The organism is Neohoeflea coraliihabitans (assembly GCF_019334345.1).
GTDB classification, from domain to species: domain Bacteria; phylum Pseudomonadota; class Alphaproteobacteria; order Rhizobiales; family Rhizobiaceae; genus Pseudohoeflea; species Pseudohoeflea coraliihabitans.
Genome location: NZ_JAHWQX010000002.1, coordinates 26,037 through 51,404, shown reverse-complemented (window position 1 = coordinate 51,404; position 25,368 = coordinate 26,037). Strand labels below are relative to the sequence as shown.

Sequence of the window (25,368 nt, the reverse complement as noted above, 5' to 3'; positions counted from 1 at the left end):
CCATGACGGCTCCGGATCGTCACACAGACAAAGCCTAACGCGGCGGCGCAGGAGGTGGAGAAAACGAATTGCTCAAACATTCTGTGGCCGCGGCGGCATCGCGGCAAATGCACCGTTCCTTCCGGCTCAGCCAAAGCTGCGGCTGCCGCCTTTGTGGCCCGGTTTGGGCAACACAATGGAAGATAAACTTCGATGCGCTCAGGTCTGCCCGCCTCTTGCCTTGCAACACCCGGTTTATCTCAGCGGAAAATCCTTGAAGTAGTCCGTGCACAATGGCAAAAGCACGCCACTGGCCGGTCTCGATATTGGCCAGAGGGGCACAAATAGCGGGGACAGCATGACGCGTCCACTGACACATCTTCAGCGTCTTGAAGCTGAATCCATCCACATTCTGCGCGAGGTCGCCGCCAATTTCGCAAAGCCGGTGATGCTGTATTCGATCGGCAAGGATTCGTCGGTGATGCTGCATCTGGCGCTGAAGGCCTTTGCGCCTGCCAGGCCGCCATTTCCGTTTCTGCACATCGATTCCAACTGGAAATTTGCCGAGATGATCGCCTTCCGCGACCGCATGGCGCGCGAGCTGGGTTTCGATCTCATCGTGCACAAGAATGCCGAAGGCGTACGCCAGGGCGTTGGCCCCTTCACGCACGGATCATCCACCCATACCCACCTGATGAAAACCGTGGCATTGCGCGAAGCGCTGGACCAGCATGGTTTTGACGCAGCTTTTGGCGGCGCCCGGCGGGACGAGGAAAAATCCCGTGCCAAGGAGCGGATTTTCTCCTTCCGCAAGGCCGGCCATAGCTGGGATCCGAAAAACCAGCGCCCGGAGATGTGGAAGATCTACAATACCCGGGTTGCGTCCGGCGAGACCATCCGCGTCTTCCCGCTGTCCAACTGGACCGAACTCGATATCTGGCAATATATCCTGCAGGAAGACATTCCGATCGTGCCGCTGTATTTCGCGCGCCGCCGCCCGGTCGTTGCCCGCGACGGAATGCTGCTGATGAAAGATGACGAGCGCATGCAACTGCGCGACGGCGAACAGCTGGAACAGCGCATGGTGCGCTTTCGCACGCTCGGCTGCTACCCGCTCACCGCCGCGGTCGAGAGCGAGGCTGACACACTCGAGGCCATCGTTGCCGAAATGCTGGTTGCACGCACCTCCGAGCGCCACGGCCGGATGATCGACCACGACGAGTCCGGATCGATGGAGAAGAAAAAGCGCGAGGGCTATTTCTGATGGGAGACAATAGCCCCAAAAACGCGCCCCACGCGCAGAGCCCCGAAAAAGCGCGCCACGCGCAGAGCGATTCCGCCGCCGCGCAGGGTGTCGGCGCCTTCATTGCCGAACAGGAGCAGAAATCGCTGCTGCGTTTCATCACCTGCGGTTCGGTCGATGACGGCAAGTCGACGCTGATCGGCCGCCTGCTGCTCGACACCCAATTGATCCTCGAGGACCAGATGGCTGCGCTGGCCAGCGATTCCAGCCGCCATGGTACCACCGGCGAGGACATGGATCTGGCGCTTCTCGTCGATGGGCTGGAAGCCGAGCGGGAACAGGGCATCACCATTGATGTCGCCTATCGGTTCTTCGCCACCGGAACGCGCAAATTCATTGTTGCCGATACGCCGGGTCATGAACAGTACACCCGCAACATGGCAACCGGCGCCTCTACCGCGGAATTGGCCATCGTCCTCGTCGATGCGCGCAAGGGGGTGCTCACCCAGACCCGCCGCCACAGCTTCATCGCCTCGCTGCTCGGCGTGCGCCATGTCATTCTCGCCATCAACAAGTTCGATCTCGTCGATTTCGACCGCACGGTGTTCGACCGTATCGTCGCAGACTACCTTTCTTTCGCCGGCACTTTGGGCTTTGACAGCATCTCGCCGGTGCCGATTTCCGCCCGTTTCGGCGACAATGTCATCGCCCGCTCCGGCAACACGCCGTGGTATGACGGTCCGACGGTTCTCGAACGGCTCGAGACCGTACCCGTCGGCGACCGGCTCGAGGCCATGCCGCTGCGCTTCCCCGTCCAATATGTCAATCGCCCGAATCTCGATTTCCGCGGCTATTGCGGCACGCTGGCGGCCGGCAATCTCAGCCCCGGCGATAGGGTCCGGGTGGCCCGCTCCGGCAAGACGACGAGCATCGACCGCATCATCCTCGGCGATGACGATCTGACTGCCGCCCGCGCCGGCCAGTCGGTGACCTTGACGCTGGCCGATGAACTCGACATTTCCCGCGGCGACATGCTGGTCGCCCCCGATGCACCGCCGGAACTGGCTGATCAGTTCGAAGCCAATCTCGTCTGGTTCGATGAGCACGCGCTGCTGCCCGGGCGACAGTATATCCTGCGCACCGAGGCCGATCAGTTGCCGGCCACCGTGACGACCCTGAAGCACAAGGTCGACGTCAATTCCTTCACCCACGAAGCGGCCCGATCGCTGGATCTCAACGAGGTTGGTGTCGTCAACCTGTCGCTGCAGACGGCTATTCCCTTCGATCCCTATGGCACCAACCGCAGCACAGGCGGCTTCATTCTCATCGACCGGCTGACCAATGCAACGGTGGGCGCCGGCATGATCACCCACGCGCTCTGGCGCGCCGCCAATGTGCATTGGCAGGCGCTCGATGTCAGCAAGACGGCGCGCGCCGAAATGAAGCATCAGAAGCCGGCGGTCATCTGGTTCACCGGCCTGTCGGGTTCCGGCAAGTCGACCATCGCCAATCTTCTCGAAAAGCGGCTGCATGCCGAGGGCCGGCACACCTACATTCTTGACGGCGACAATGTCCGTCACGGTCTCAACCGCGATCTCGGTTTCACCGAGGAGGACCGGGTTGAGAACATTCGCCGCATCGGTGAGGTTGCGCGCCTGATGGTCGATGCCGGCCTGATCGTGCTGGTCTCCTTCATCTCGCCCTTCCGCGCCGAGCGCCGCATGGCCCGGGATCTGCTGAACGAGGGCGAATTTGTCGAGCTGTTCGTCGACACGCCCTTCGAGGAATGTGCCCGGCGCGACCCCAAGGGGCTTTACGCCAAGGCGCTCAAGGGCGAGATTCGCAACTTCACCGGTGTCGATTCCCCCTATGAAGCACCTGAATCTCCGGATCTGCACCTGCGCACCATGGACAAGCAGGTCTCGGCCCTTGTCGACGATATTCATGCCTGGCTGCGGCAAAAGGGCTATATTGCCTGACAGATGGATGCTGCCGGAGCGGTGGCAGCAGGGCGCCGTCTGCAACCCTTGAAAGAGCTCGACCGACGCGATGATTGAACTGTTTTGCCGCCTTGCCGTTGCAGCGGGTGAATCCATTCTCGACGTGCGCTCGCAGGGAATCGAGGTGGCGCACAAATCCGACTGCTCCCCCGTCACCGAGGCCGACCGTCGCGCCGAAGCGCTGATCACCAGCGGCTTGGCGGAAGCGTTGAGCGACATTCCGCTGGTCGCCGAGGAGGCGATGTCCGCCGGCCGTTGCCCGGCGGAGCTCGGCCGCCGATTCCTGCTGGTCGATCCGCTTGACGGCACGCGCGAGTTCATCGAAGGCCGGGCCGATTTCACCGTCAACATCGCACTGATCGAAGACGGCGTGCCGGTGGCCGGCGTTGTCTATGCACCGGTGCGCCGGCAGGTGTTCGCCGCCGAGAGTGGCCGGGCCTTCAAACAGACCGCCGCCGCCGATCTGAGCCTGTCGGCGCCGCGCCCGATTGCCTGCCGGCCCCTGGCAACGCCGCCCTGCATCGTGGCCAGCAAATCGCACCGCACCGCTGAAACCAATGCCTTCATTGCCCGTTTCCCGCAGGCCGAAACCGCCTCGATCGGCTCGTCCCTGAAATTCTGCCTGCTGGCCGAGGGCAGCGCGGATCTTTATCCGCGCTTCGGCCGCACCATGGAATGGGACACGGCCGCCGGTGACGCCGTGCTGCGTACCGCCGGCGGCAAGACGCTAACGCCGGATGGCGAGCCGCTGCGCTACGGCAAGCGGCAGCAAGCGGCCGATGCCGATTTTGCAAATCCGTTCTTCATCGCCGGAAGCGCGGCGGCGCTGGCCCGGTGCGATTTCGCCGCATGAGCCGGGCAGGGGCGCGCCACCGGCCTGACGCGCCACCCGCAAGGACGAGCCGATGCGCATTCTCGTAACCGGGGCGGGCGGCTTCATTGGTCGCCGCCTCGTGCCGCATCTGCGCGCTGCCGGCCACGACGTGCTTGCGCCAAGCCGCCAGGAGGCGGATCTCGAACAGCCGGAAAGCTACCGGCCCTTTTTGCAGCGTGCCGAGACGATGATTCATCTGGCCGCCTTCAATCCGCCGCGTCTGGCGCCATCCTCCTTCCACCTCGCGCGCTTCCGGCAGATCAATGCCGAGGCCTCCGGCGCGCTGGCCAGGCTCGCCGCGCAAAGCGGCATCGGCCATCTCATCTTTTTCAGTTCGGCCCGCGTCTATGGCCTTGGCGGATCACAGCCGTTCCGCGAGGACGCAGCGCTCTGCGGCGACGATCCCTATGCCCGCTCGAAGCGCGCGGCCGAGAGGCAGCTTCTCAGTGCCGCAGCGGATACGCCGATGGCACTGACGACACTGCGCCTGCCTGTCGTCTACGGACGCGGACGCGGCGGCGCGCTGGGCCTTGTCAATGACTTTGCGCGGCGCGGATGGCCGCTGCCGGCCGATTGGCTGACGCCCAAAAAATCGGTCTTGCACGTCGACAATCTCAACGCCGCGCTCGTCCATCTGCTTGCCCGCCCGCCCGTTGAAGGCACGTTCAATCTGACCGATGGCGCACCGATCGCTCTGCGCGCCATCGCCGAACGGAGCGCAGGTGAAGCCGGACGAAGTATTCGCCAAGCACCGGTGCCACGCATTCTGATGGAAAGGCTGCCGATCCTCGGTCCGGCCTGGCGGCATCTGTGCGCGCCCTGCGTGCTCGACGACACACGGTTTTGCACTGTCACGGGGTGGTCGCCGCCGCTTTCAACCCACCAGGCGCTGAGCGAAGCTTTTTCGGCTGGCCGCCAAGACGCCGCATCCTGAGCGGGATTTCCCGACGCTTCGCCGTTGCATTGGTGCAGCGAATTCGCTAGATGCTTCCCCACTGGTTTTGGGGCGTAGCCAAGCGGTAAGGCAGCGGTTTTTGGTATCGCCATCCCTGGTTCGAATCCAGGCGCCCCAGCCAGCAGCCGGGTTGCGTTTCCAATGGTTCCTTGTGGACAAGGTTGTCCATTGGAATACAAATTGTTTTCCATTTCTATTTCGCCACAATAACGGAAGCTGGCTTGCGAGGGGGCTGATTTGAAGCGCATTTTCGGATTATTGCGCAGAAGAGAGATTGAACAGCTCGATGTCGATAGCGATCGACGGTTTTATATTCACAAAAAGATTCTTGCTTCTAAGCCAATGCTGCAAGGTGTATTTGCCGATTTTCATAGGCTTTTTCATGCCTTGGATCGCCAGTATTTCACCGGCGAAGGTTCCCGCATCGAATTAGGCGCGGGAGTAGCGCCAATGCGCGAGCGATATGCCGATGTGATTGCAAGCGACATTGTCCCTTCACCGGGAATAGATCAGGTCATCGACGCTCAGAGCACGTGTTTGCCCGACAAGTCAGTTCGTGTCTTCTTTGGCCAAAATTGCTTTCATCATTTCCCAAATCCTGACCGGTTTTTTGCCGAAGTGTTGCGCGTCGTAAGTCCGGGCGGGGGGGTCGTTCTCCTCGAGCCCTATTATGGCCCTTTTGCTTCATTTCTCTATCCCCGCCTGTTTCCGACGGAAGGCTTCGACAAACACTTTCCCTCATGGGAGACGCCTGTCGTGGGGCCAATGAATGGTGCAAATCAGGCGTTGAGCTACATCGTATTTGAACGAGATCGGGAAGAGTTCGAGCGAAAATATCCAGAGCTAGAAATCGTTCATCGGCAGGTCTGCGGAAATTATATTAAGTATCTCCTGTCGGGAGGTCTCAATTTCAGAACGCTCTGGCCGAAATTCGGTATACCGCTGTTGACGGGAGTTGAATACGTATTGCGTCCTTTTGGAAAATATTTATCAATACACCATATAATTGTGATAAAAGTAAAAGAATGATGGAGTTAATTAAATATATAAGTGTTCAAGTTTGTGCGTACATTATAGATATTGGCGGTTTTTATCTAATTAACAATATAGAAAATACATCTCCTCTCATATCAAATTTAATTGGGAAGTCAGCTGCGGGCACATTCGCATTTTTTTCTCACCGTCTATTTACATTCAAAGCTAATCAGGGTGGTTTTTTGCAGCAGGCTGTACGATTCACCGCCCTTCTCTTGTTGCATATACCTATCGCGACAGCAATTCTCGCTCTGTTGTTGTATGCGGGTCTACCGGTTTTGTTCGCAAAATTTCTTTCCGATGTTGCAAGTGTCGCTTTAAGTTTTTGGCTGAGCAAGAGGTTCGTGTTTCAATCTTCGCGCCCTAAAGCCGCGAACACAATTGCGGAGCGGGGGGACTTTTAGTGAGGATCGCCGTAACGGGTGCAACCGGATACATTGGTCGCAGACTGGTCTGCAGAGCTCATGCGGAGGGGCACCAGATATTGGCGATGACACGAAAACCCTTGAAGGGGCACCCGTGGCTCGCCTTTGATCTAGCTGATTTCGTCGAACCTGATATCCCTTCGGACGTCGACGTCGTTGTGCATCTGGCGGCAATCACTGGAAACAGAAACCAAAATTCGGGCGTCGATGAACAGGCGGCAGCTGCAAGCCTTATGGCCTGCAGTCGAAAGATCGGAGCTCATTTTGTTTTCGTATCCAGCCAAACTGCGGCCGACGTGGCGCCCACGGCATACGGTCGTCAGAAATGGAGAATCGAACAACAGGTTCGGATTAGCGGAGGCACGATTATCCGCCCCGGCCAAGTTTATGGCGGGGAGGAACGGGGGCTTTTCGGTCGCATCGTTAGCTTGGTGCGTGTTTCGCCGCTTCTTCCGGCGTTCTACCCCCGATTGCCTATTCAGCCAATTCATGTGGACGATCTTGCCGATGCTATCCTGGCAGCCTGCCGGGTCCGCGATAATTTCGCGATCTATGAGGTCGCGGAGCCAGAGCTAGTTGATTTCTCACGCTATTTGTCGGTCATCGCTGTAAAATGGGTGAGACGGCGTGCTGTAGTTGTTCCTTGCCCCATTGTGGTGCTTAGAATGTCGAGAGCAGTACTTGGAGAAAGACTGTCTATCCGCTTTGGCCTTGACAGGTTGCTATCCTTGACGAGTTTGCCTGCGATGCAAACTGCAGATGACTTACGGCGGTTGGGAGTCAATCTCCGGCGGCTTGAGGACGGAATGAGCCGCTCCGGCAATGCGTCACTCAGAAATCTTCTTGAAGAAGGGCACTGTCTCCTCACCTATATCATGCGATCTCCGCCTCCAGTTAGCTTGACGAGACGCTACGTTCGCTACGTCCAGCAATTCAAGACCGCAACCGAGGCTATCGGTTTACCGAAACTATGCTTGCAGTTCCCTTTTCTGGTTTCCTTTCTCCGCAACGTACAACCCGTCCCTCATAGCATTCCACATCAGATCAGATTGCGATTAAAAGCTGCTATTTCGATTGCAGATGCAAGTCCCGCTGGGGCCAGAAGGTTCATGCTTCTGGAACGGGACATCTCCTTTGCCCGACGTTTGTTAATCCTGTTGAATGCTGCTAGCGGTGAGCTTGTCGCCCGCATTTGTCGACCTTTTCTTTCGCCACTGTTGCAGATCACCAACCCCTCGGGAACTTCCCGCAAATGAGCGAGATTGCGGACGTCCTTGTAGTGGGGAGTGGCCCAGCAGGCGTTTCAGTTGCTTTTCCGCTCGTCGAGGCCGGTCTCAAGGTGTTGATGGTCGATGGTGGAAAGCCGACTACCCAGCCCCTGCCAGGCGGAAACTACGAAGAGCTTTGTCTTCAGGATAGAGAGCAGTGGCGCTGGAAAACTGGTATTGATGAAACCTCGCTCTCTGACGCCGACAATCGTTCGCCTAAACTTCGCATCCCGACCCACGCAGGAGTTTTTGAAGACTTCTCCAGCTGCAATAGGATCATTTCGAAGGATTTTGTGGCTATCGGTTCTTTGGCCCCCGGCGGCTTGTCGAATGCGTGGGGTTGCGGTGTCTCTCGTCTCAGTTTGCGGGAGCTTTCCGCTTTCCCTTGTGATCCCATGGATATGGAGAGGTCCTATGACGCCGTTAGCGCTAGGATCGGTCTCAGCGGAGCGGAAGATGACGATCTGGCCGACTATTTCAGGGTCGATGCCTTTGCTACCAATCCGGTGGCTCTTGACCCACTGCAGGAGCAATTAAAGAGGCGTTACGATGCCAGGAAGGAGCGGGGAGCAGAGATCGGAATTGCATTAGGAAGATCTCGCCTTGCCGTCCTTACTGAACAGAAAGGCCAGCGTCACGCTTGTGACTCTTTGGGTACATGCATGTGGGGATGCAACCGCCGCGCAATGTATTCAGCGCTTGAAGATCTGAGGACGCTCCGATCGTTTCGAAACTTCTCCTATGAACCCGGTCGACGGGTGGAGCAACTGGGACAGGCGAACGGACTTCCGGTTGCGTCCACCACCTCAGCCGCGGGCCCCTCGACCCTAAAAGCCAGACGAGTGGTACTTGCTGCGGGAACGCTGGCAACATCGCGCTTGGCACTGCAGAGGCTTGAACACAAATCCGTTCGACCGATGCTATCGAGTCCAACGGCAGCTTTTCTGCTTTTTGTGCCTGGTATTTTCGGGAGAAACCGCTCCCCAGCTTTTGGCCTCAGTCAACTATCTTACACTTTTCCAATAACAGCCAGTATTAGCGGATTCGGCTCACTTACCGATGCGAGCAATATCCCAGTTCCGGAGTTCGTACGCAATATCCCGATAGCCCCGCGCTATGCGATAGATACAATGGCGGTGCTTCTTTCATCCTGCGCTGTGGGAAATTTGTTTCTTCCAGGCAATCTGACAAAATCGTCGGTTCGTTTAACCGCAGATCATCATCTGGAGGTATCTGGGAGATATTCTGATACCGTCATTCCTTTGATGGATAAGGCACGGCGCATGTTGAACAAGAGTTTTCGTCGTCTTGGCTCCGTGGTCGTTCCGCAGAGTTTTACAATAGGCGCTCCAGGAAGCGATATACATTATTGCGGCACATTGCCCATGAAATTAAAGAAAACAGTCGGCAACACGGGCCCTCACGGGGAGCTATATGGAGCAGAGAAAATACGCATTGCCGATGGTGCATGTCTGCCAATTCTGACTGAGAAATCGCATACTCTTACCATCATGGCTAACGCAGACCGCATCGGGCGTAATCTGGTAGCAGAATTAACTTCTGAAAAAACAAGTCGCAGTTAGACGCTTTGTTAGAGCTCGAAGTCGACAGGAAGCTGAAATCAGTTTTTTTCTGACTTATGCTCAGTTGGACGCAACAGGTCGGCAGGGACGGCGCAACTTCTTCTAAGAAATAGAAACTATTTCTGTTCCTAGGATTGAGAAAATGCCTTCTGGCTTGCCATTCCGAGCTTCAAATTCGCTGCTTCATCACGAGCTGGCGCGTAAATGCAGCGAGCTCTTCATACCGACAGCTCCTGCGCCTCTCATAGAGTGCCGGCCATGGGGTGGGCGGCTCGTTAATTCTCTGTCGCTGAAGCGGCTGCAATTGTTCTCGCCCCTGCCACAAATATCTGTGTGCAAAAGAGGGAAAAAGGAGAAGCATCACCTTGATCTGCGACCGATAGGTGAACATTTTCGCGAGGTGGGACAAACCCCGTCGCCGGGGAACGGTCAGGCTTAGAGCGGGACCGTTCATCCGAAGGGGGCTGAGCGCAAGATAAGGAATGAGCGGCGACCGCGCCGCTCGATAAAGGGAGAACTGGCGGCTCGTCTCGACGATGTTGAACCGCTCTGCCAGCAGCACCGAGATCACGTGAACGGCGTCGTGATCCTGGTGTCCACCTTCCCATGCGTGGCAGACGATTTGTTCCAACGGCCCATCTTCCTCGGACAAGCGGCGATGCACCGCTTGGTAAGCGATGTCCATATGAGCGGGCAGGGTGCCATCGGAAATCCCCAATTGATCGCCACAGAAGAACACCTGATCTTGAGGCACGCCAAGTTGTTCGAGAACAGCCTGAGACTCCCTGTTGCGTCGCTCCGCGGTTTCAGATTGGGCAACCCCGCTTGTCAGGTAGAATATCAGACAGCGCTTTCCGGATCGGGTGGCCTGAAAGAGCGTCTCGCATATTCCCAGTTCGTCGTCCTGGTGGGCGAGCAGGACCGCAATAACGGGGGAGCGCTGATCAGTAGGCATCGAAGTCGATAAATTGGAAGAAGACAGAATCGGAATTGATGCGGTCGTCCGACGCCGAGAGGTTGCGATAGATGAGTCGGAGCGGCGAGGGCTTCATTTTGTCAGGGATAGCGATCGACAGTCCGCCTCTAGATGTCCCGCGAGGTGCCAGGCCAAGGTGCAATCGGAATGGGGCCGGGCGCAATGACGCGGTCGAGGCAACCGTGGAGGAAAGCGGTAGTTCGCCCTGAACATTCACGAGGCGGAAGTCGGTTGCGCCGCAGATTTGAATGCGCTCAGACTGCCGGGAGAGCGACAACTTGCCAGCCGGATTTCCAGCGCGCCAGGTCAGTCGCTCCAGGTCCCAGTCACACCGAAACTCTGCTTGGCTGTAGGCTTGATCGAAATCGATCCGTGGAAAGGGACCGATACCGACCCTTGCCTCCAGGCTGATAACATCCTGAAAACCCAACTTTCTTGAAAAGCCGCCGATGCTGCTGGCGTTCGCCACCCCGAACACCACCTCATATCCTGTATTCTCAGCATGCGCATAACATCGTTCGGCGAGTTTCGTGAACAGGCCCTTTCCACGATGGTTCGGAGCCGTTGCGGTATTCAGTGACAACAGCGCCCGCACGGGGCGTCCCCGCAGCACGGCACGAGTTGGAATACAGACGTACGTCGCCGCCAACTGACCTTCGTGAAAGGCGTCATAACCGACAACTTCGCCGGCTGGATTGTCGAGATAAAGCCATGTGAGATAGGCCTTGCTAAAGATTGATGAATGGGGAAAGCATGTCTGCAAAAGATGTAGATGATCGTCGATCAGATGAGGATTGAGCCGCGTTTCCTGAAATTCCATTGTCTTCAAAATCCTCCAATTTTAATGTGCTTACTTTCCAAAATTCTCATTCTGTACAGGATGTTTTATACAACTCAAATCAACAATATGCCTCACTCATTGGGTTGGCGATGCCATATCCCAGCGTTGATGATCCGTAGATCCGCGTTAGATTTTCGCATATCCATCAGCACGCGGCGAGGCTGGTTGACGGAGGTTAGCGGTGTGGTGAGAATCTCAGGCGTTCCTGTGCAAAGCGTCGTATAGGACCGCGCGCTAGGCCGGGGGTCATGATCAAGAGGCCGTTCCAGGAAAAACGCGCCGGGCGTTCGACAGATATATTCGAAATGCCATTGGAATGCGCCGGCCTCAACCCGTTTCATCCATTCAAGTCGGTTAGCCACTGGAACTCCCTCTCCAAGAGGGAGAAATTCTTCGAACCGCACGTCGTTATTCAAGTGAAAGAGAATAAACATGCCCTCATGTTCGATCTCCGCGGATAGCTCACTAAGCTTGTTCAGGAAATTCTGATCGGAGAAGCGACGCATTTTTTGTTGCGAATTGCTGCCGAAGATCACGGTATCGATGTTCTTGCTTCGAAGGAAATTTTCCAGCCCGTCCGCCCCCCCCTTGAGTGCCTCGTTCAGTGCCTTGGCAGGTTGGTCGTAATACCAGCTGGTTGCCCACAAGCGTCCGATGGGTCGAATCGGATTCCCGAGAGCCACATACCGCCCCTGCGGACCATAGCGCGACGACAGGTTGTCGGCGATACGCTGCCGGTCCAGACGCGACCTGTAGGCCTCTGCGTGCATCGATTTTTGCGTCTCGGCGAACAGGAACATCCCGCCGCCATGTCCGAACCGCGGCATCAATGCGAGGTTAAGGGTCACGGTGAGCACTGCCGCCATTTCCCAGAGCCGGCCGTAACGCGCGCTGACCAGCACGCAAAAGGCCGGCGTCGCGATGACAGCCAGCACGAACACGTAACGGGAATTGTTTTGCAGGTACGACAGCAGGTAGACGGCGCTGATGAAGCCGGCCGCGGTGATCCATGCCGATGGCGAATGATGCCCTTTTCGCGCGAACTGCAGCGCCAGCACGGTCAAAGCGGCGCCGAACAGCAACAGGAAGCTCAGCCCGAGGTCGCCGTCTTTGCTTCCTCCACCCTGGTTGTATGCGGTCGTGCTGACGCTCATGTCCCAGGGAAGCAGGTAGCTGAAGAACCCCGTATGCGGCGAGCGGAAGACGCCGAAATAGGGACTGCCAAAAATCTCGTTGTAATAGGGAAAGAGCGGATTTCCCGTCTGGCTGTAGACATATCCGAAATAGGCAAGCGCCGTCCCGGCAAAGACCACGGAAGCAATCGTTGCGAAGACGAGAAAGTTGCGGGGGGAACACCTGATCAGCAGATAGATGCCAAGGGGAACTGCGCAGAGAGCGAGCATCGGCAGGAGCGACAGCTTGGTCAGCACCGCCAGGGCGACAAGAAGGCCCGAAATCACACCATCGATCGGTTGGAGCAACCTATTCAGCCGGACTTGCTCATAGAGATAAAACACCCAGAAGATTAGAATGACGCTGCTGAGCAAAGCTCCGAGATCGGGAAACGCGCTCAGGCTTACCCGTTCGACGATAGGCATCGAGGCGATCACGGCGCCGGGCAGCAGCCAGGCCCCCCTCCCGCTGCCGCGCGCGCCATAGCGCTCGAGAGCCGACTTCGAAAGGACCGCCAGGACGATGAGCGAGACGCACAACAGCGAATAGTTCCACAGCTTGGCGGCCATCTCGCTGCCGGTCAGCATGGCCGTTGCGGCCTGCGCCCAGATCTGCGGCAGAGAGATGAAACCGATCGAGATCCATTCGGGATCGGTGGTCAGACTGCCGGTCCTCATCAGTTCTGCGATCATGGGTCGGTAGGCCGCAATGGCGTCACTCCCATTTTCCGGCACGGCGGCAAAGAAGGACAGGGTGACGATCACCATGGTGGCGAGGAGGACGGTGATGGCAGAGAGCCATGACCGTTCGACGGAGGGCGCAGCGGGCAGCGAGATCGTCAGTTTGCCGGCGTGAAAAATGGCGGCGGCCGCCAGAATGGGAAGGGCGATAATCCCGGCAATGACGGATGGTGAAAACCAGCCCGAATGCACGGCGGCAATGAGCAGCAGGGAATAAAGCGCATAGCCCAGAGCGAGGGTGCGTACGAACTCCATACCGCAATGGATGGGCCTTCGATCAACGCAGACGCCGATGGCAAATATCGCGGCCCACTGCGCCAGAATGATGATGATCTCTCCCAGATGACCCATCAGGGACAGCGGCAGGATCATCGCCAGAAGCAGAAGGAAAAATATCAAGCGGGGAAAGATCAGATACAGAAAAGTTGTCGCTAAGGAGATCAGCGATCCATAGATGTAGACGTCCTTGACGTAAAAATATTCCCGGAGATCCAGCTTCTGAAAGAGCGCATAAAAGCCGATCGAGATGAAAGAGATCGTGATCAGTGCCGCCAGCGCGGACAACAGTGCGGCGCCCCGGAAAGTGCTTGCGTCATGGCGCGGATAGTGTGACATCGACGGGCTTTCTAAGGTTGGTTTTCGGTGTGTCACGACGCCAGAGCATGCGGCCCGGCTAGGAGCTGCCGCGTTGCGAAGGGGAGTGCAGTCGCGGGTGAAGTGGACGTTTCGGCACCGAACCCGCATCATAGGCGAGAAAGGCCAGCAGCAGTTGCAAGCCCATGATCATGGTCACGGCCGTAAGCATGATCGTCCCGCCGGGCGCCGGTAACCCCAGTCCGGCATAATGCGCCCACTGCAGTGTTCCGTACAAGGCGCCGAACACCAACATGAAAAACCCCAGCGGCAATTCGAGAGAGGCGACCGAGAAATCACGGAGATAGTAGCTGTAGAAAATCCGTTTGAGCGTGTTGCCGATATGCTTATAGAGAAAACTGCCGGCGATCCTCGAGATTTTCAGATTGCTGACTTCGTCCTCGTAGAGTGCTGTCATCGGGATATCGACCACCACCGCACGCAGCGTGTTCAACCTGAAAAGCATATCGCTTTCAAAGAAGAAGCGGCGGTTGAGCTTGTCGAGCGGCAGCTCCTTGGCAACCTTTGCGTGAATGGCGGTAAAGCCATTGGTCGGGTCGAATATATCCCAATAGCCCGATGAAAATTTTGTCATGAAGGACAGGGCGGCATTGCCAAAGAGGCGAACCTTCGGCATCGCGCTGACCCGCTCGAATTCGAAGAACCGGTTTCCCTTGGTATAGTCCGCATCACCTTTCAGGATCGGTGCGACAAACTGTTCGATCAGTTCCGGGTCCATCTGCCCGTCCCCGTCAATCTTGACGAGAATGTCCATGCCATCGGCGATCGCGGCGCGATAGCCGGTTATCATTGCGCCGCCCACGCCGAGGTTGACCTCGTGGCGAATGATCTTGATCCGTGTGTCTGGACTTTGAGCTTCGACGTGCGCGGCCGATCCATCCGGGCAGGCATCATCGACAATGTAGATGGCTTCCACCGTCGGCGGAATCGCCTCCAGCACCGCAAGGATGTGCGGGATGACCTTGTAGCACGGGATGATCACCGCGATCCGTCCCGGCAAGTCTTTGATCATCTGGCCCCCCATCGAATTCAGGCTACTTATGGCCTCTGTGCCAAGTTTAGGCCAGTGCCGAAGATGCATAAATCACAGCGGAAAGCGAAAAATATAGCAGTCCGAAAGATACGCGGGCGCCGAAGCTCAGCGCACACCGCCGCTCGGGATCACAGCATCGCTTTTTCGCGATGCGGGTCCGAAGCATAGCCCTCCGGGTTGCGTATCTGCCAGCGCCAGGCATCCGCACACATCTCGGCCAGGCCGCGCCGCGCCCGCCAGTCGAGCATTTCGCGCGCCCGGCTGACATCGGCGTAGCATTCGGCGATATCGCCCTTGCGGCGCGGGGCGATCACATAGGGCACCGGCCGTCCGCTCGCCTTGGCGAAGGCAGCGATCATCTCCAGCACCGTATAGCCGGTGCCGGTGCCGAGATTGACGGTCAGCAGCCCGGCATCGCCTTCGAGCTTTCGCAGCGCCGCGATGTGCCCCTCGGCAAGGTCCACGACATGAATGAAATCGCGCACCCCGGTGCCGTCGCGGGTGTCATAATCGCCCCCGAAGACTGAAAGCTGCACCCGCTGCCCGGCCGCCACCTGCGTCAGATACGGCCCGAGATTGGGGGGTACGCCGCGTGTATCCTCGCCGATCAGTCCGCTTTCATGCGCTCCGAACGGGTTGAAATAGCGCAACCGGGCAATCGACCAGCCCGGCTCGGCGCGGCTTATATCGCTCAACAGGTCTTCGCAGATGATCTTCGTTCGCCCATAGGGCGACTGCGCGGCACGCTGGGAGTCCTCGCGCACCGGCATCCTTTCTGCGTCGCCATATACCGCCGCCGAGGAGGAAAACACCAGCGATGCGACATTGCAGGCGCGCATCGCGCTGAGCAATTGCACCGTGCCGTGCACATTGTTGTCGTAATAGGCCAGCGGCATCTCGATGGATTCGCTCGCTGATTTCAGGGCCGCAAAATGGATGACCGCGCGGATGTCATGGCTGCGCAATGCCGTCTCGATCGCGGCGCGGTCGCGCACATCGCCCTCGATAACCTCCGGTGCGCTGCCGCAGATGGCGGCGAGACGCTTCAGCACCTGGCGGCTTGCATTGCTGAAATTGTCGTAAATGACCGGCTCGTAGCCGGCTTGCCGCAGGGCCACGCAGGTGTGCGACCCGATATAGCCGGCTCCTCCGGTGACCAGGATGCGTTGCGCCATGGATCGATCGGCCTCCCTCGGCCTGTTTCCGCCCCACCGACAATCTAGCAGTGCCGGGTAAAGAAGCCCTTAGCCGCGCCGGATGCCGCCCGTCGCACCCTATCAGTCGGAACGGCCCGCCACCTGGCGCCGCTGGTCGTCCAGAACGTCCGCAAGAGTGGTGTTAAGCGCAATCTCGGCCCGCCAGCCAAACGCGGCTGCGGCGCGCCCGGCATCGCCGATGGTGCGGGGGATGTCGGCGGGACGCAAGCGGTCGGGATCCGTCTCGATCGAGATACTGACGCGGCTCATGCCGATCAGCGCGTCCAGAATGGCGCCGATCCGCACCGCGCGCCCGGATGCCAGATTGTAGGCGGTTGAGTGGGGCAGGGGCTGCGCTGGGGGCTTCGAAGGCTGCGGAGCGCCAGCCATGGCGGCCAGCGCATAGGCGCGCGCCACATCGCGCACATCGAGAAAGTCCCGTTCCGCATCGAGATTGCCGACACGTATGACCGGGGCGCGCCGCTCCGCCTCGATTTCGGCGATCTGGCGTGCGAAATCGGCCACCACGTAAAGCGGCGCCTGGCCGGGCCCACTGTGGTTGAAAGGGCGAAAGCGGATACAGTCGAACCCTTCGGCCGCCAACTGGCCGAGCGCAATATCGGCGCAGGCCTTGGTGGCCGCGTAAACCGATTGCGGCATCAGCGGCGTCAATTCGTCGGTCGGCCCCTCGTTGAGCGCGAAGGCCGCGCCATAACTTTCCGAACTGCCGGCAAAGATCAGCCGCGCCTGGGGGCAATGCGCGCGCAGGGCGGCGGCGATGTTCAGCGTGCCCTGGAAATTCACCGCCCAGGCACGCGCCGGGGCGTCACGCGCCTCAGCCGGCAGGGCGACAGCCGCCAGGTGGATAACCGCGTCGGGCTGCAGCCGCGCGATCGCCGCTTCCACGGCGGCCTGATCGGCAATGTCCGGGCCATCGCCGGCTTCCGCCGCGTTAAGATCCAGGATCTCAGCATCTCCCGGCATGGTCTCAAGGGCCGTGCGAACATGCCGGCCGACAAAGCCACTTGCACCGGTGATCAGAATTTTCCGCTTCATGGGCGGCGCTCCCGGTTACGACGGACGGTTATTGGCGCAGGCGCGCCAGATCCGCATCGACCATCTCGGCGATCATGTCTTCCAGTGTGATCTCCGCCTGCCAGCCGAGCCGGTCCTTGGCCTTGCTCGCGTCGCCAAGCAGCACATCGACTTCCGCCGGCCGGAACAGCTCCGGATCAATCACCAGATGCGCGTCCGGGGTCAGACCCACATGCTCGAAGGCGATGCGGCACATGTCGCGCACGGTCGTCGTGCGGCCGGTCGCCACCACATAGTCGTCAGGCTCGTCCTGTTGCAGCATCAGCCACATGGCGCGCACATAGTCGCGTGCATGCCCCCAGTCGCGCTTGGCGTCGATATTGCCCAGCCGCAACTCGCTTTCCAGGCCGAGTTTGATGCGCGCCACGCCATCGGTCACCTTGCGGGTGACAAATTCCGGTCCGCGCAGCGGCGATTCATGATTGAACAGGATGCCGCTGGAGGCGTGCATGCCAAAACTTTCGCGGTAATTCACCGTCATCCAGTGCGCATAAAGCTTCGCTGCCGCATAGGGCGACCGGGGATAGAAGGGCGTCGTCTCCGATTGCACCGGTTCCTGGATCAGCCCGTACATTTCCGAGGATGAGGCCTGGTAGTAGCGCGCTTCGGGGCAGACGATGCGCACCGCTTCGAGCACATTCGCCGCGCCCATACCGGTCACCGACCCGGTCAGCAGCGGCTGCTGCCACGAGGATTTGACGAAGGACTGGGCGGCCAGATTGTAGATCTCGGTGGGTTGGAGCTCCTGCAGCGTCCGGATCAGCGCCGAAAGATCGGTCAGGTTGCCGTCATGCAGATGAACGTCCCTGGTGATGCCCAGCCAGTCGAGCCGGTTGGTGGCCACATGCGCCGAGGCGCTGCGCCGCATCAGGCCGTGTACCTCGTAACCCTCATTCAACAGAAGCTGGGAAAGATAAGCGCCATCCTGCCCGGTAATGCCGGTGATGAAAGCCTTTTTTTCGGTCATTGAAACAATCCTTCGTCACGGGCGCCGAGGCCGGCGCTGCAATGTCGAAAGGTCTCAAATCACAAACACGGCGCCATTGAAAGCCTCATCGCCCGTCCGGCAACCGTCAGGAGCGGCGTGCCGCGCGCCGCACCCTCACTGCGCCTCCCTGATCTCGGCAACCGCATCGGCGGTCACGGCCGGGGCGCTGTTGCCGAAGGCGTTGCGCACATAAGTGGCCACCGCCGCGACTTCCGCATCATTCAGCTTCCAGTCGAAAGCCGGCATGGCGTGCGGCGTCGGATATTTCTCGGTCGGCACCGAGCGCACGCCTTCAAGCACCAGCCGCACCACGGTTGTCGGATCGCTGCTCTGGGTCAGGGATGATCCCTTGAGGCGGGCGAACTGACCTGGGATTCCTTCGCCGTCCGGCCCGTGGCAGGCGCTGCATTGCGTCGCATAGACCAGCGCGCCGGTCTGCATCGCCGGATCGTCAGTGTCGATCGCCTCGCTGTCAGCCGGCGCCTCGCCAGACTCCGGAAGATCGAGAATATAGGTGGCCAGCGCATCGAGATCGCTGTCGGTGAGATGCCGTGTCGACTTGTCGATCACTTCCGCCATCGGCCCGAACGCCGCCGTCCGTGAATTGCGGCCATGGCGCAGAAACGCCATCAGATCGTCTTTCGACCAGTCCGACAGGCCCGGCCCGCCGCTGCCCGGCCGGAGAGCCGGCGCCAGCCAGCCCTCTGCCATGCCGCCGGAATAGGCCGCATCGCCATCTTTCACCGCGCCGGTGAAATTTTTCGGCGAATGGCACATCGAGCAGTGCCCCAGTCCCTCGGCAATGTAATAGCCGCGGTTCCAGGCCGCGCTCCTTTCCGGATCGGGGGTAAAGCTGCGATCCTCGAAATTGATGAGGTTCCAGCCATTGAGCACGAAGCGGATATTCAGCGGAAAGGGGAAGTCGGGCTCCATGACGTCTTGTGATATCGGTTCGAGCGATTGCAGATAGGCGTAGATCGCATCGGAATCGGCGCGGCTGATCAGCGTGAAATGCGTATAGGGGAAGGCCGGATAGAGATGCGCGCCATCGCGCCGTATGCCCTCATTCATCGCCCGCCAGAAATCATCGGCGCTCCATTCGCCCAGCCCGGTCTCCTCGTCCGGCGTCAGATTGGCTGTCCAGATGGTGCCGAACGGCGTATCCAGCGCGTATTTGCCGGCCATCGGTTTTTCCGGATCCGCCGTATGACAGGCGGCGCAGTCGCCGACACGGCTGAGATAGAGGCCGCGCTGCAGCTCCGACCAGTCGTTGGTGCCCTGGGCCAGGGCGGGATGTGTCGCCGCTGCGAACAGGCAGGCGCTGAGTGCCACCAGCCCTGCGATCCGGATGCGCCGGGAGGAGCGGGTCAGCGATTGCGCGAGAGAAAGATAGCGCATGATGCCCTCCTATGCCTGCACCATGGGCTGGCCCGGCGCTCTCAGATAGGAACGCCGGATCGCCGCTGCGCTGTGATAGGCCAGCGCGGCCACCGTGCCGGTCGGGTTGTAGCCGGGATTTTGCGGAAAAGCCCCGGCGCCGGTGAGGAACAGGTTCGGCATTTGCCAGTGCTGCAGATATTTGTTGGTGACGCTGTCGGCGGGGCTGGCGCCCATGATGTGGCCGCCGGTATTGTGTGTCGTCTGGTAGGGCACGATGGAATAGGGTCCCTTGCGGCGGCTCACGGTCATCTCGCGCCCGCCCATCGCTTCGGCGATCTCGACAGCGCGGTCGGTCAGATAATCGCTCATGCGCAACTCGTTCTCGGTGAAGTCGAAGGTCATGCGCATCAGGGGCCGTCCATAGGCATCCTTGTAGGTCGGATCGAGATCGAGATAGTTGCCGCGATAGCTCATCACCGCGCCATGCGTGCCGATTCCGACCGAATGTCCGTAATTCTCGCGCATCGCTTTCTTCCAGCCGGCGCCGAATTTCGGCGTGCCATCCGGCACCGCAAGGCTTTCCACCGGGCGCCCGTTGGTCTGCGTCTGGCCGATAAAGCCGCCGCCGATGAAGCCAAGGCCCGAATGGTCGAAATTGTCGCCGTTGAACTCGTCGATTACCATGCCCAGCGCGCCCGCGCCGATGAATGGATTGATATGGGTCTCCTCATCGTAGAACACGGTCACGCCTGAGGTGATCTGATAGGCGTAGTTCTTGCCCACCAGACCTTGCTGCGAGCGCGGATCGTAAATCTGCCCGATCCCCGAGACCATCAAGAGATGCACATTGTGGTTGATGTAGGTGGACAGGATGACCATGTCGGCCGGCTGCTCGATGATCTCGCCCTCCGGCGTGATGTATTCCACCCCGGTGACGCTCTTGCCATCGGCCGCCTTCAACACCCGCAGCACCATGGCCTGCGTTTGCAATTCGAAATTCTGCCGCCGCATCAAGACCGGCAAAATGGTCGTCGGAGCACTGGCCTTGGAATAGTTCCCGCAGGCGAATTTCTCGCAGAAACCGCAATAGGTGCAGGGCGCCAGCGACACGCCAAGCGGGTTGGTGTAGGCGCGGCTCATATTGGCGGAAGGGAAGGGGAACGGTTTATAGCCCAATCCGCTCGCGGCCTCGGCGAACAGTTTCGGTGCCAGCACCATATCCATCGGCGGGTTCGGATACTCTTTCGAGCGCGGGCCCTCGAACGGGTTGCCGCCCTGCTGCAAGCGACCGTTGAGATTGCCGGCCTTGCCCGAGATCCCGCAAAGCTCCTCGAAGGTGGTGTAATGCGGTTCCAGCTCCTCGTAGCTCACGCCCCAGTCCTGGATGGTCATATCCTCGGGCAGCGGCCCGTAACGCTCTTCATTGTGGCTGCGTGCCACGAAGTCGGAGGGCAGGAAACGCCAGGTAATGCCGTTCCAGTGCACCCCCGATCCGCCGACATTGGTGCCCGGCAGAAACGAGCCGAGCATGCGCATCGGCAGGGCGGTCTGGTCGGAGGAATTGCGAAAGGTCATTGTCTCGCGCGACAATTGCTCGAAAAGGTCGTGGCGAAAGCGGTAGCGCACCTCGTCCTGGGCGTTGGTGACCGCGTAATCGGTCGAGGTGTTGCGCCACACGCCGCGCTCGAGAGCCAACACATCGAGGCCCTCGGCAGTCAGTTGCTCGGCCATGATCGCGCCGGTCCATCCGAACCCGACAATCACCACCTCGCGCTTGGGAAGTTTGCGCGCCATCAGTTGGCCTCCCGCTGGTAGTTGCCGGCAACCGACACCGGCGGCAGGTCGAGCGCCTTGCCATTGTGATCGATATATGGCCGGTAGTCATAGCGGGCGCCCGGGAAGCCGATCATCTTCCAGCCGACCATGTCCCGGTTGCCGCCATGTACCGGATCGCCGAAATAGCCGAGCTGGGTGTCTTCCCACAGCCGGTCGAAGAAGGTTTTCGCGTCGACATGCTCCAGCTCCTGCTCGCCCTCGGACAGGGCGGTCAGAAAATCGTCCTGCGCCTCTGCATCGAGGGCCGTGAAACCGTCGGTCCCCTCCTTGCGGATGGCCGTCTCGAGGTCTGCGATCGCCTGCCGGTAGAGAATCGCCGGCGCTTCCGCCTGATAGCCCTGGCTTTCGGTGCCCTGCTGGAACGGACCCTGCAGATAGTAGATGTCGCCGCGCCCGTAAGGGCCGGCCAGCTGATCTTCAAGGAAAGTCACCACGCCCGCTTCGGAAGCCGAGGGGAACTCGTCCTTCGGGATCAGCCTGTCGACCATCGCCACGATGACCGAGCGTTCCTCGGCGCTGAAAAAGGTCTGGTGCAAACCGGCCGGGGAGGGTGGGCGCGCTGTCTTGCTGGACCATGGCACGCTGCCGCGATACGAGCGCGCCAAGGCGCCGCCGGTCAGAGCCAGAACGGAGGCGCCGGTGAGAAAATATCGTCGCGATATAGCCAATGTTTCGCCCTCGGTCGTTTGTGGCCATGGCCACCGGAAACGAAGCGCAGCATGTCAAGCCGCGGCCGAGCCGAACCGGACGTTGCCGTCAGACGGCCCGTAAGCGCAGATAGAACACCAGCGCGGCAAGCCAAGCACCCGCGGCGACAAAAAATGTCGATGGCCCGGAAAGCGTGGAGCCATAAAGCGCCGCCATACCCGTTGCCGCACCGATAAGCGCCACCTCCGTCACCAGCCGCCAGGTGCCAACGCCGTTGCGATGCGCGTGCTGATAGGCGTGCGCGGCGTGGGCGCGAAAGATGTTCTCGCCGGCGCGCAGGCGCTTTGCGACGGTCAGGCTTGCGTCGACGAGATAATAGGAGAAAGGCAACAGGGCGATGGCCGGATGAACGGCTTCACTGGCGGTCAGCGCCAGGTAGCCGGCGGCAAGCCCGAGCGGAAGGCTGCCGCTATCACCGAGAAAGATGCGCGCCTTCGGGCGATTGTGCCAGCCAAAGCCGATCAGCGCGCCGACCAGACCAAGGCCCAAGACAAGCACCTGGGAGCCGCCGGCGCTGCTCAACGCGGCCAGGAGGGCAAGGAAAAACAGCCCCGTGCCGACGCCCGCGACGCTCATCAGGTCGATGCCGTCCATGAAATTGACGAGGTTGATGAACGCGGTGAGGATCACCGTTGCGATTGCCAGCGCGACAAGCGGCGGCAGGACCGAAAGGATGCCGGCTTCCAGACCGAGCCCCTGCGCGGCAATGGCCGCGGCGATGAGCTGGACAAGGAGTTTGGTGGGCGCCCCGAGCCCGCGCAGATCGTCGATCAGCCCGAGGCCGAACACCAGCGCCAGGCCGATGAACAGCGGCAGATGCGCAATGATTCCGGCCGGCTGCATCAAACCCAGGCTGGCAAGGACACCGAGCGGTATGACCGCCAGTCCGCCCAGCTGACGTGTGGGCGACGCGTGCGCCGAGCGCGCCGAAACGCCCGCCTGCAGGAATCGCGCCGGCAGCACGGCCCGCAACACGGCAAGCAGCGCCGCGCAGACAATTGCCGTCGTCACGATACCGAGGCCAAGCAGAGCAACGAGCTGCGGATCCTCGGCAAACGGGATCGGTGCAAGCAAACGGTTTGTCGCGTCGCCCACGCGGATCGTCCTTTTTCACATCCCCGCCGGTGCCGTCCATCGGCTTCAGCAGGACCTCGGGCGCCAGCGTGCGATCAGGGTTGCGCCGCGATCACGCCAGCCCGAGATGGATGAAGTCGTGAACATGCACGAGGCCGATCGGCTTGCCGACCCGTTCCGCGCCGGCCGTGCCATCGATGACGAACAAGGCGGTGATCTTTTCCTCGTTGAGATAGCGCAGCGCATCTTCGGCGAACATCGCTCCGTTGATCACCCGCGGCCGTGTGCTCATCACGTCGCCGGCGCGGGCCGTGGTCAATTCATGCATGTGGCGCCGCAGATCGCCGTCCGAGACGATACCGATCAGGTTGCCGTCTTCATCGATCACGCCGGCCAGGCCGAAGCTTTTCGATGTCATCACCATCACGGCTTCCGCCATCGGCATGTCGGGAGAAATCAGCGGCAGCCGCTCGCCCTGGTGCATGAACTGCTCGACCCGCATCAGCTTCAGGCCGAGACTGCCGCCCGGATGCAGCCGCTGGAAATCATGGCGCGAGAACCCGCGCAGGCGCATCGCTGCCATCGCCATGGCGTCGCCCAGCGCCAGCATCATCGTGGTCGACGTCGTCGGCGCCATGCGGATCGGGCAGGCTTCCTGCGCCACCGGCAAGACGAGCGGGATCGTTGCCGCGCGCACCAGCGTCGATTCGCTGCCCGAGGTGATGCCGATGACGGGAATGCCAAGCGCCGTGGCGTGGTTGAGCACCGGCACCAGTTCGGCGGTCTCGCCGGAATTGGACAACAGGATCAGCACGTCCTCGCCGGAAATCATGCCCATGTCGCCATGCGCCGCTTCCGCCGAATGCACGAAATTGGACGGCGTGCCGGTCGAAGCCAGGGTCGCCGCGATCTTCTTGGCGACATGGCCGGATTTACCAAGACCGGAAATCACCACCCGTCCCTTGACCGCCAGCAAGGCCTTCACCGCGGCAACGAAATGCTCGTCCAGCGCCTGCGCCAGGGCGGCCACGCCGGCCGCTTCCATCGCCACCACATCGCGGCCATGCGACAGGATCTCCTCGGCAACGGCCGCCTCGGGCGTTGGCTCGGTGCCTGCGCCTGCGGTATTCGCTGCCGGTGCCTGCGCGCTTCCTTGTTTTGAATTTCCAAGCATCGCCGCGACCTCCTTTGCGCTTGCATAATCGCCGGATGCCGGCGTTGCAAAGAAAAAGCGGTGAGAATCGGCGCCTCTGCGGCGCCATCCAGCCTTTTCTCGCGATTCAGAGGCGCTGTCGCACTCAGAGGCGGTTTGCTTGCAGCCATTTGTGCCAGCCGGCGGCACTGCCATTGAAGACGTTCAGATCGATCTGCGTCGGATGGTCTGCCGCAAGGCCCGTGCCGGAATATTGCCAGAACAGGAAGTCGCGGCCCGGATAGACCTTGGACGGATGCTCGGCAACCGCCCGCAGCCAGAACGGATGGTTCGGAAAGGCGCCTTTCAGATTGTCGTCATAAAAGTCCGGCGCCGTGTAGATGATCGGCCGCTGCCCGTAATGCGCTTCCAGCCGGTCCATGAACACCTGCATCTTCTTGCGCACCATTTCCGGCGAGGGGTATTTCCGGCAGGTCTTCGAGGTGTGATTCCATTCGACATCGATCACCGGCGGCAGCGCGCCCTTTTCCTTCGGCACGTTGCGGATGAACCAGTCGGCTTGCGAACTGGCGGTGCGGCACCAGTAGAAGAAGTGGTAGGCGCCGCGCGCCACGCCGGCCTCGCGGGCGGCGGTCCAGTTGCGGTGAAAATTCGGATCGAGATGATCGCCGCCATCGGTCGCCTTGATGAACGCGAAATTGGCGCCGCGCTGACGCAATGCCGTCCAGTCGATCTTTCCCTGCCAGCGCGACACATCGACACCGTGCACGGCAAACCCTGCAGGCGACAACTGGCCGAAATCGATCGGCTTGGCATCGCTGAACCGCGCCTTGTAGATGGTCGGCGCATCCGAACGGCCTTGCAAGGCAGGCTTGTTGGCGCGCAGCACTGCCATTTCGACCGGACGCGCCGTGTTGGCATATCCGAGACCGCGTGCCTCGTCGCGACCGCCTTCCTTGGCAGTTTCGTTCAGCGTTCCGGGCGGCACGATCGGCCGCACGGAGGCTGTCGTCGTCTTGTCGATCGCCGCTGACTTGCTGATCTTGAGCGCATCGACGCCGGACGAATTGCAGCCGGCCACGATCGGCACCAGAAGGGTCAGGACGGACAGTGAAATGAGCGGCGTGCGCATAAAAAATCCCTAAGCGGAACAGGAGGG

Annotated in this window: 21 protein-coding genes and 1 tRNA gene; 9 read left to right on the top strand and 13 right to left on the bottom strand. The window is 60.2% G+C overall.

Annotated features, from left to right (window positions below; translation table 11 throughout):
* Positions 1 to 337: 337 nt before the first annotated feature.
* The 9 genes from cysD to KY465_RS06285 all read left to right on the top strand — a co-directional run bounded on the left by cysD (position 338) and on the right by KY465_RS06285 (position 9,362).
* Positions 338 to 1,243: a sulfate adenylyltransferase subunit CysD gene (cysD, locus tag KY465_RS06325; protein ID WP_219200857.1), complete on the top strand. Its 906-nt coding sequence runs from the start codon at positions 338 to 340 to the stop codon at positions 1,241 to 1,243.
* Complete coding sequence (gene cysN / locus KY465_RS06320; protein WP_219200856.1) at positions 1,243 to 3,201, top strand: sulfate adenylyltransferase subunit CysN; 1,959 nt, start codon at positions 1,243 to 1,245, stop codon at positions 3,199 to 3,201. Before cysD ends, cysN begins: the two co-directional genes overlap by 1 nt.
* A 70-nt stretch (positions 3,202 to 3,271) precedes the next feature.
* The gene (gene cysQ / locus KY465_RS06315) at positions 3,272 to 4,075 is read left to right on the top strand and encodes a 3'(2'),5'-bisphosphate nucleotidase CysQ (RefSeq protein WP_219200855.1); all 804 of its coding nucleotides are present in this window, start codon (positions 3,272 to 3,274) and stop codon (positions 4,073 to 4,075) included.
* A 52-nt stretch (positions 4,076 to 4,127) separates the two neighbouring features.
* The gene (locus KY465_RS06310; RefSeq protein WP_219200854.1) at positions 4,128 to 5,030 is read left to right on the top strand and encodes an NAD-dependent epimerase/dehydratase family protein; all 903 of its coding nucleotides are present in this window, start codon (positions 4,128 to 4,130) and stop codon (positions 5,028 to 5,030) included.
* Positions 5,031 to 5,098: 68 nt separating this feature from the next.
* Positions 5,099 to 5,172, top strand: a tRNA-Gln gene (locus KY465_RS06305).
* A gap of 116 nt (positions 5,173 to 5,288) precedes the next feature.
* Positions 5,289 to 6,080 carry a class I SAM-dependent methyltransferase gene (locus KY465_RS06300; protein WP_219200853.1) on the top strand — a complete coding sequence of 264 codons (792 nt, stop codon included), beginning with the start codon at positions 5,289 to 5,291 and terminating at the stop codon, positions 6,078 to 6,080.
* On the top strand, positions 6,077 to 6,490 hold the full coding sequence (locus tag KY465_RS06295) for a GtrA family protein (RefSeq protein WP_219200852.1): 414 nt from the start codon (positions 6,077 to 6,079) through the stop codon (positions 6,488 to 6,490). Before KY465_RS06300 ends, KY465_RS06295 begins: the two co-directional genes overlap by 4 nt.
* Positions 6,490 to 7,767, top strand: coding sequence for an NAD-dependent epimerase/dehydratase family protein (locus KY465_RS06290; protein ID WP_219200851.1), 1,278 nt, complete (start codon positions 6,490 to 6,492; stop codon positions 7,765 to 7,767). Before KY465_RS06295 ends, KY465_RS06290 begins: the two co-directional genes overlap by 1 nt.
* On the top strand, positions 7,764 to 9,362 hold the full coding sequence (locus KY465_RS06285; RefSeq protein WP_219200850.1) for an FAD-binding protein: 1,599 nt from the start codon (positions 7,764 to 7,766) through the stop codon (positions 9,360 to 9,362). Before KY465_RS06290 ends, KY465_RS06285 begins: the two co-directional genes overlap by 4 nt.
* Positions 9,363 to 9,531: 169 nt before the next feature.
* On the opposite strand, the gene KY465_RS06280 is transcribed toward KY465_RS06285, so the two are convergent.
* From KY465_RS06280 to KY465_RS06220, 13 genes are all read right to left on the bottom strand, one after another.
* Positions 9,532 to 10,317, bottom strand: a complete 786-nt coding sequence (locus KY465_RS06280) for a PIG-L deacetylase family protein (RefSeq protein WP_219200849.1) — start codon at positions 10,315 to 10,317, stop codon at positions 9,532 to 9,534.
* On the bottom strand, positions 10,307 to 11,158 hold the full coding sequence (locus KY465_RS06275) for a GNAT family N-acetyltransferase (protein WP_219200848.1): 852 nt from the start codon (positions 11,156 to 11,158) through the stop codon (positions 10,307 to 10,309). Before KY465_RS06275 ends, KY465_RS06280 begins: the two co-directional genes overlap by 11 nt.
* A gap of 92 nt (positions 11,159 to 11,250) precedes the next feature.
* Positions 11,251 to 13,707: an ArnT family glycosyltransferase gene (locus KY465_RS06270; protein WP_219200847.1), complete on the bottom strand. Its 2,457-nt coding sequence runs from the start codon at positions 13,705 to 13,707 to the stop codon at positions 11,251 to 11,253.
* Between the two features lie 58 nt (positions 13,708 to 13,765).
* Positions 13,766 to 14,758: a glycosyltransferase gene (locus KY465_RS06265; RefSeq protein ID WP_219200846.1), complete on the bottom strand. Its 993-nt coding sequence runs from the start codon at positions 14,756 to 14,758 to the stop codon at positions 13,766 to 13,768.
* A gap of 149 nt (positions 14,759 to 14,907) precedes the next feature.
* Positions 14,908 to 15,954, bottom strand: a complete 1,047-nt coding sequence (galE, locus tag KY465_RS06260; protein WP_219200845.1) for a UDP-glucose 4-epimerase GalE — start codon at positions 15,952 to 15,954, stop codon at positions 14,908 to 14,910.
* 102 nt (positions 15,955 to 16,056) lie between these two features.
* On the bottom strand, positions 16,057 to 17,031 hold the full coding sequence (locus KY465_RS06255) for an NAD-dependent epimerase/dehydratase family protein (protein ID WP_219200844.1): 975 nt from the start codon (positions 17,029 to 17,031) through the stop codon (positions 16,057 to 16,059).
* 28 nt (positions 17,032 to 17,059) lie between these two features.
* On the bottom strand, positions 17,060 to 18,037 hold the full coding sequence (gmd, locus tag KY465_RS06250) for a GDP-mannose 4,6-dehydratase (RefSeq protein ID WP_219200843.1): 978 nt from the start codon (positions 18,035 to 18,037) through the stop codon (positions 17,060 to 17,062).
* 135 nt (positions 18,038 to 18,172) lie between these two features.
* Entirely contained in the window at positions 18,173 to 19,456 is a 1,284-nt protein-coding gene (locus KY465_RS06245; protein WP_219200842.1) for a c-type cytochrome, read from the bottom strand.
* A gap of 9 nt (positions 19,457 to 19,465) precedes the next feature.
* The gene (locus KY465_RS06240; protein WP_219200841.1) at positions 19,466 to 21,232 is read right to left on the bottom strand and encodes a GMC family oxidoreductase; all 1,767 of its coding nucleotides are present in this window, start codon (positions 21,230 to 21,232) and stop codon (positions 19,466 to 19,468) included.
* Positions 21,232 to 21,942, bottom strand: coding sequence for a gluconate 2-dehydrogenase subunit 3 family protein (locus KY465_RS06235; protein ID WP_219200840.1), 711 nt, complete (start codon positions 21,940 to 21,942; stop codon positions 21,232 to 21,234). Before KY465_RS06235 ends, KY465_RS06240 begins: the two co-directional genes overlap by 1 nt.
* Positions 21,943 to 22,030: 88 nt before the next feature.
* Positions 22,031 to 23,077 carry an MraY family glycosyltransferase gene (locus tag KY465_RS06230; protein WP_219200839.1) on the bottom strand — a complete coding sequence of 349 codons (1,047 nt, stop codon included), beginning with the start codon at positions 23,075 to 23,077 and terminating at the stop codon, positions 22,031 to 22,033.
* A 91-nt stretch (positions 23,078 to 23,168) separates the two neighbouring features.
* Complete coding sequence (locus KY465_RS06225; protein WP_219200838.1) at positions 23,169 to 24,230, bottom strand: KpsF/GutQ family sugar-phosphate isomerase; 1,062 nt, start codon at positions 24,228 to 24,230, stop codon at positions 23,169 to 23,171.
* A gap of 124 nt (positions 24,231 to 24,354) precedes the next feature.
* Positions 24,355 to 25,341: a glycoside hydrolase family 25 protein gene (locus tag KY465_RS06220; RefSeq protein ID WP_219200837.1), complete on the bottom strand. Its 987-nt coding sequence runs from the start codon at positions 25,339 to 25,341 to the stop codon at positions 24,355 to 24,357.
* Positions 25,342 to 25,368 lie beyond the last annotated feature (27 nt).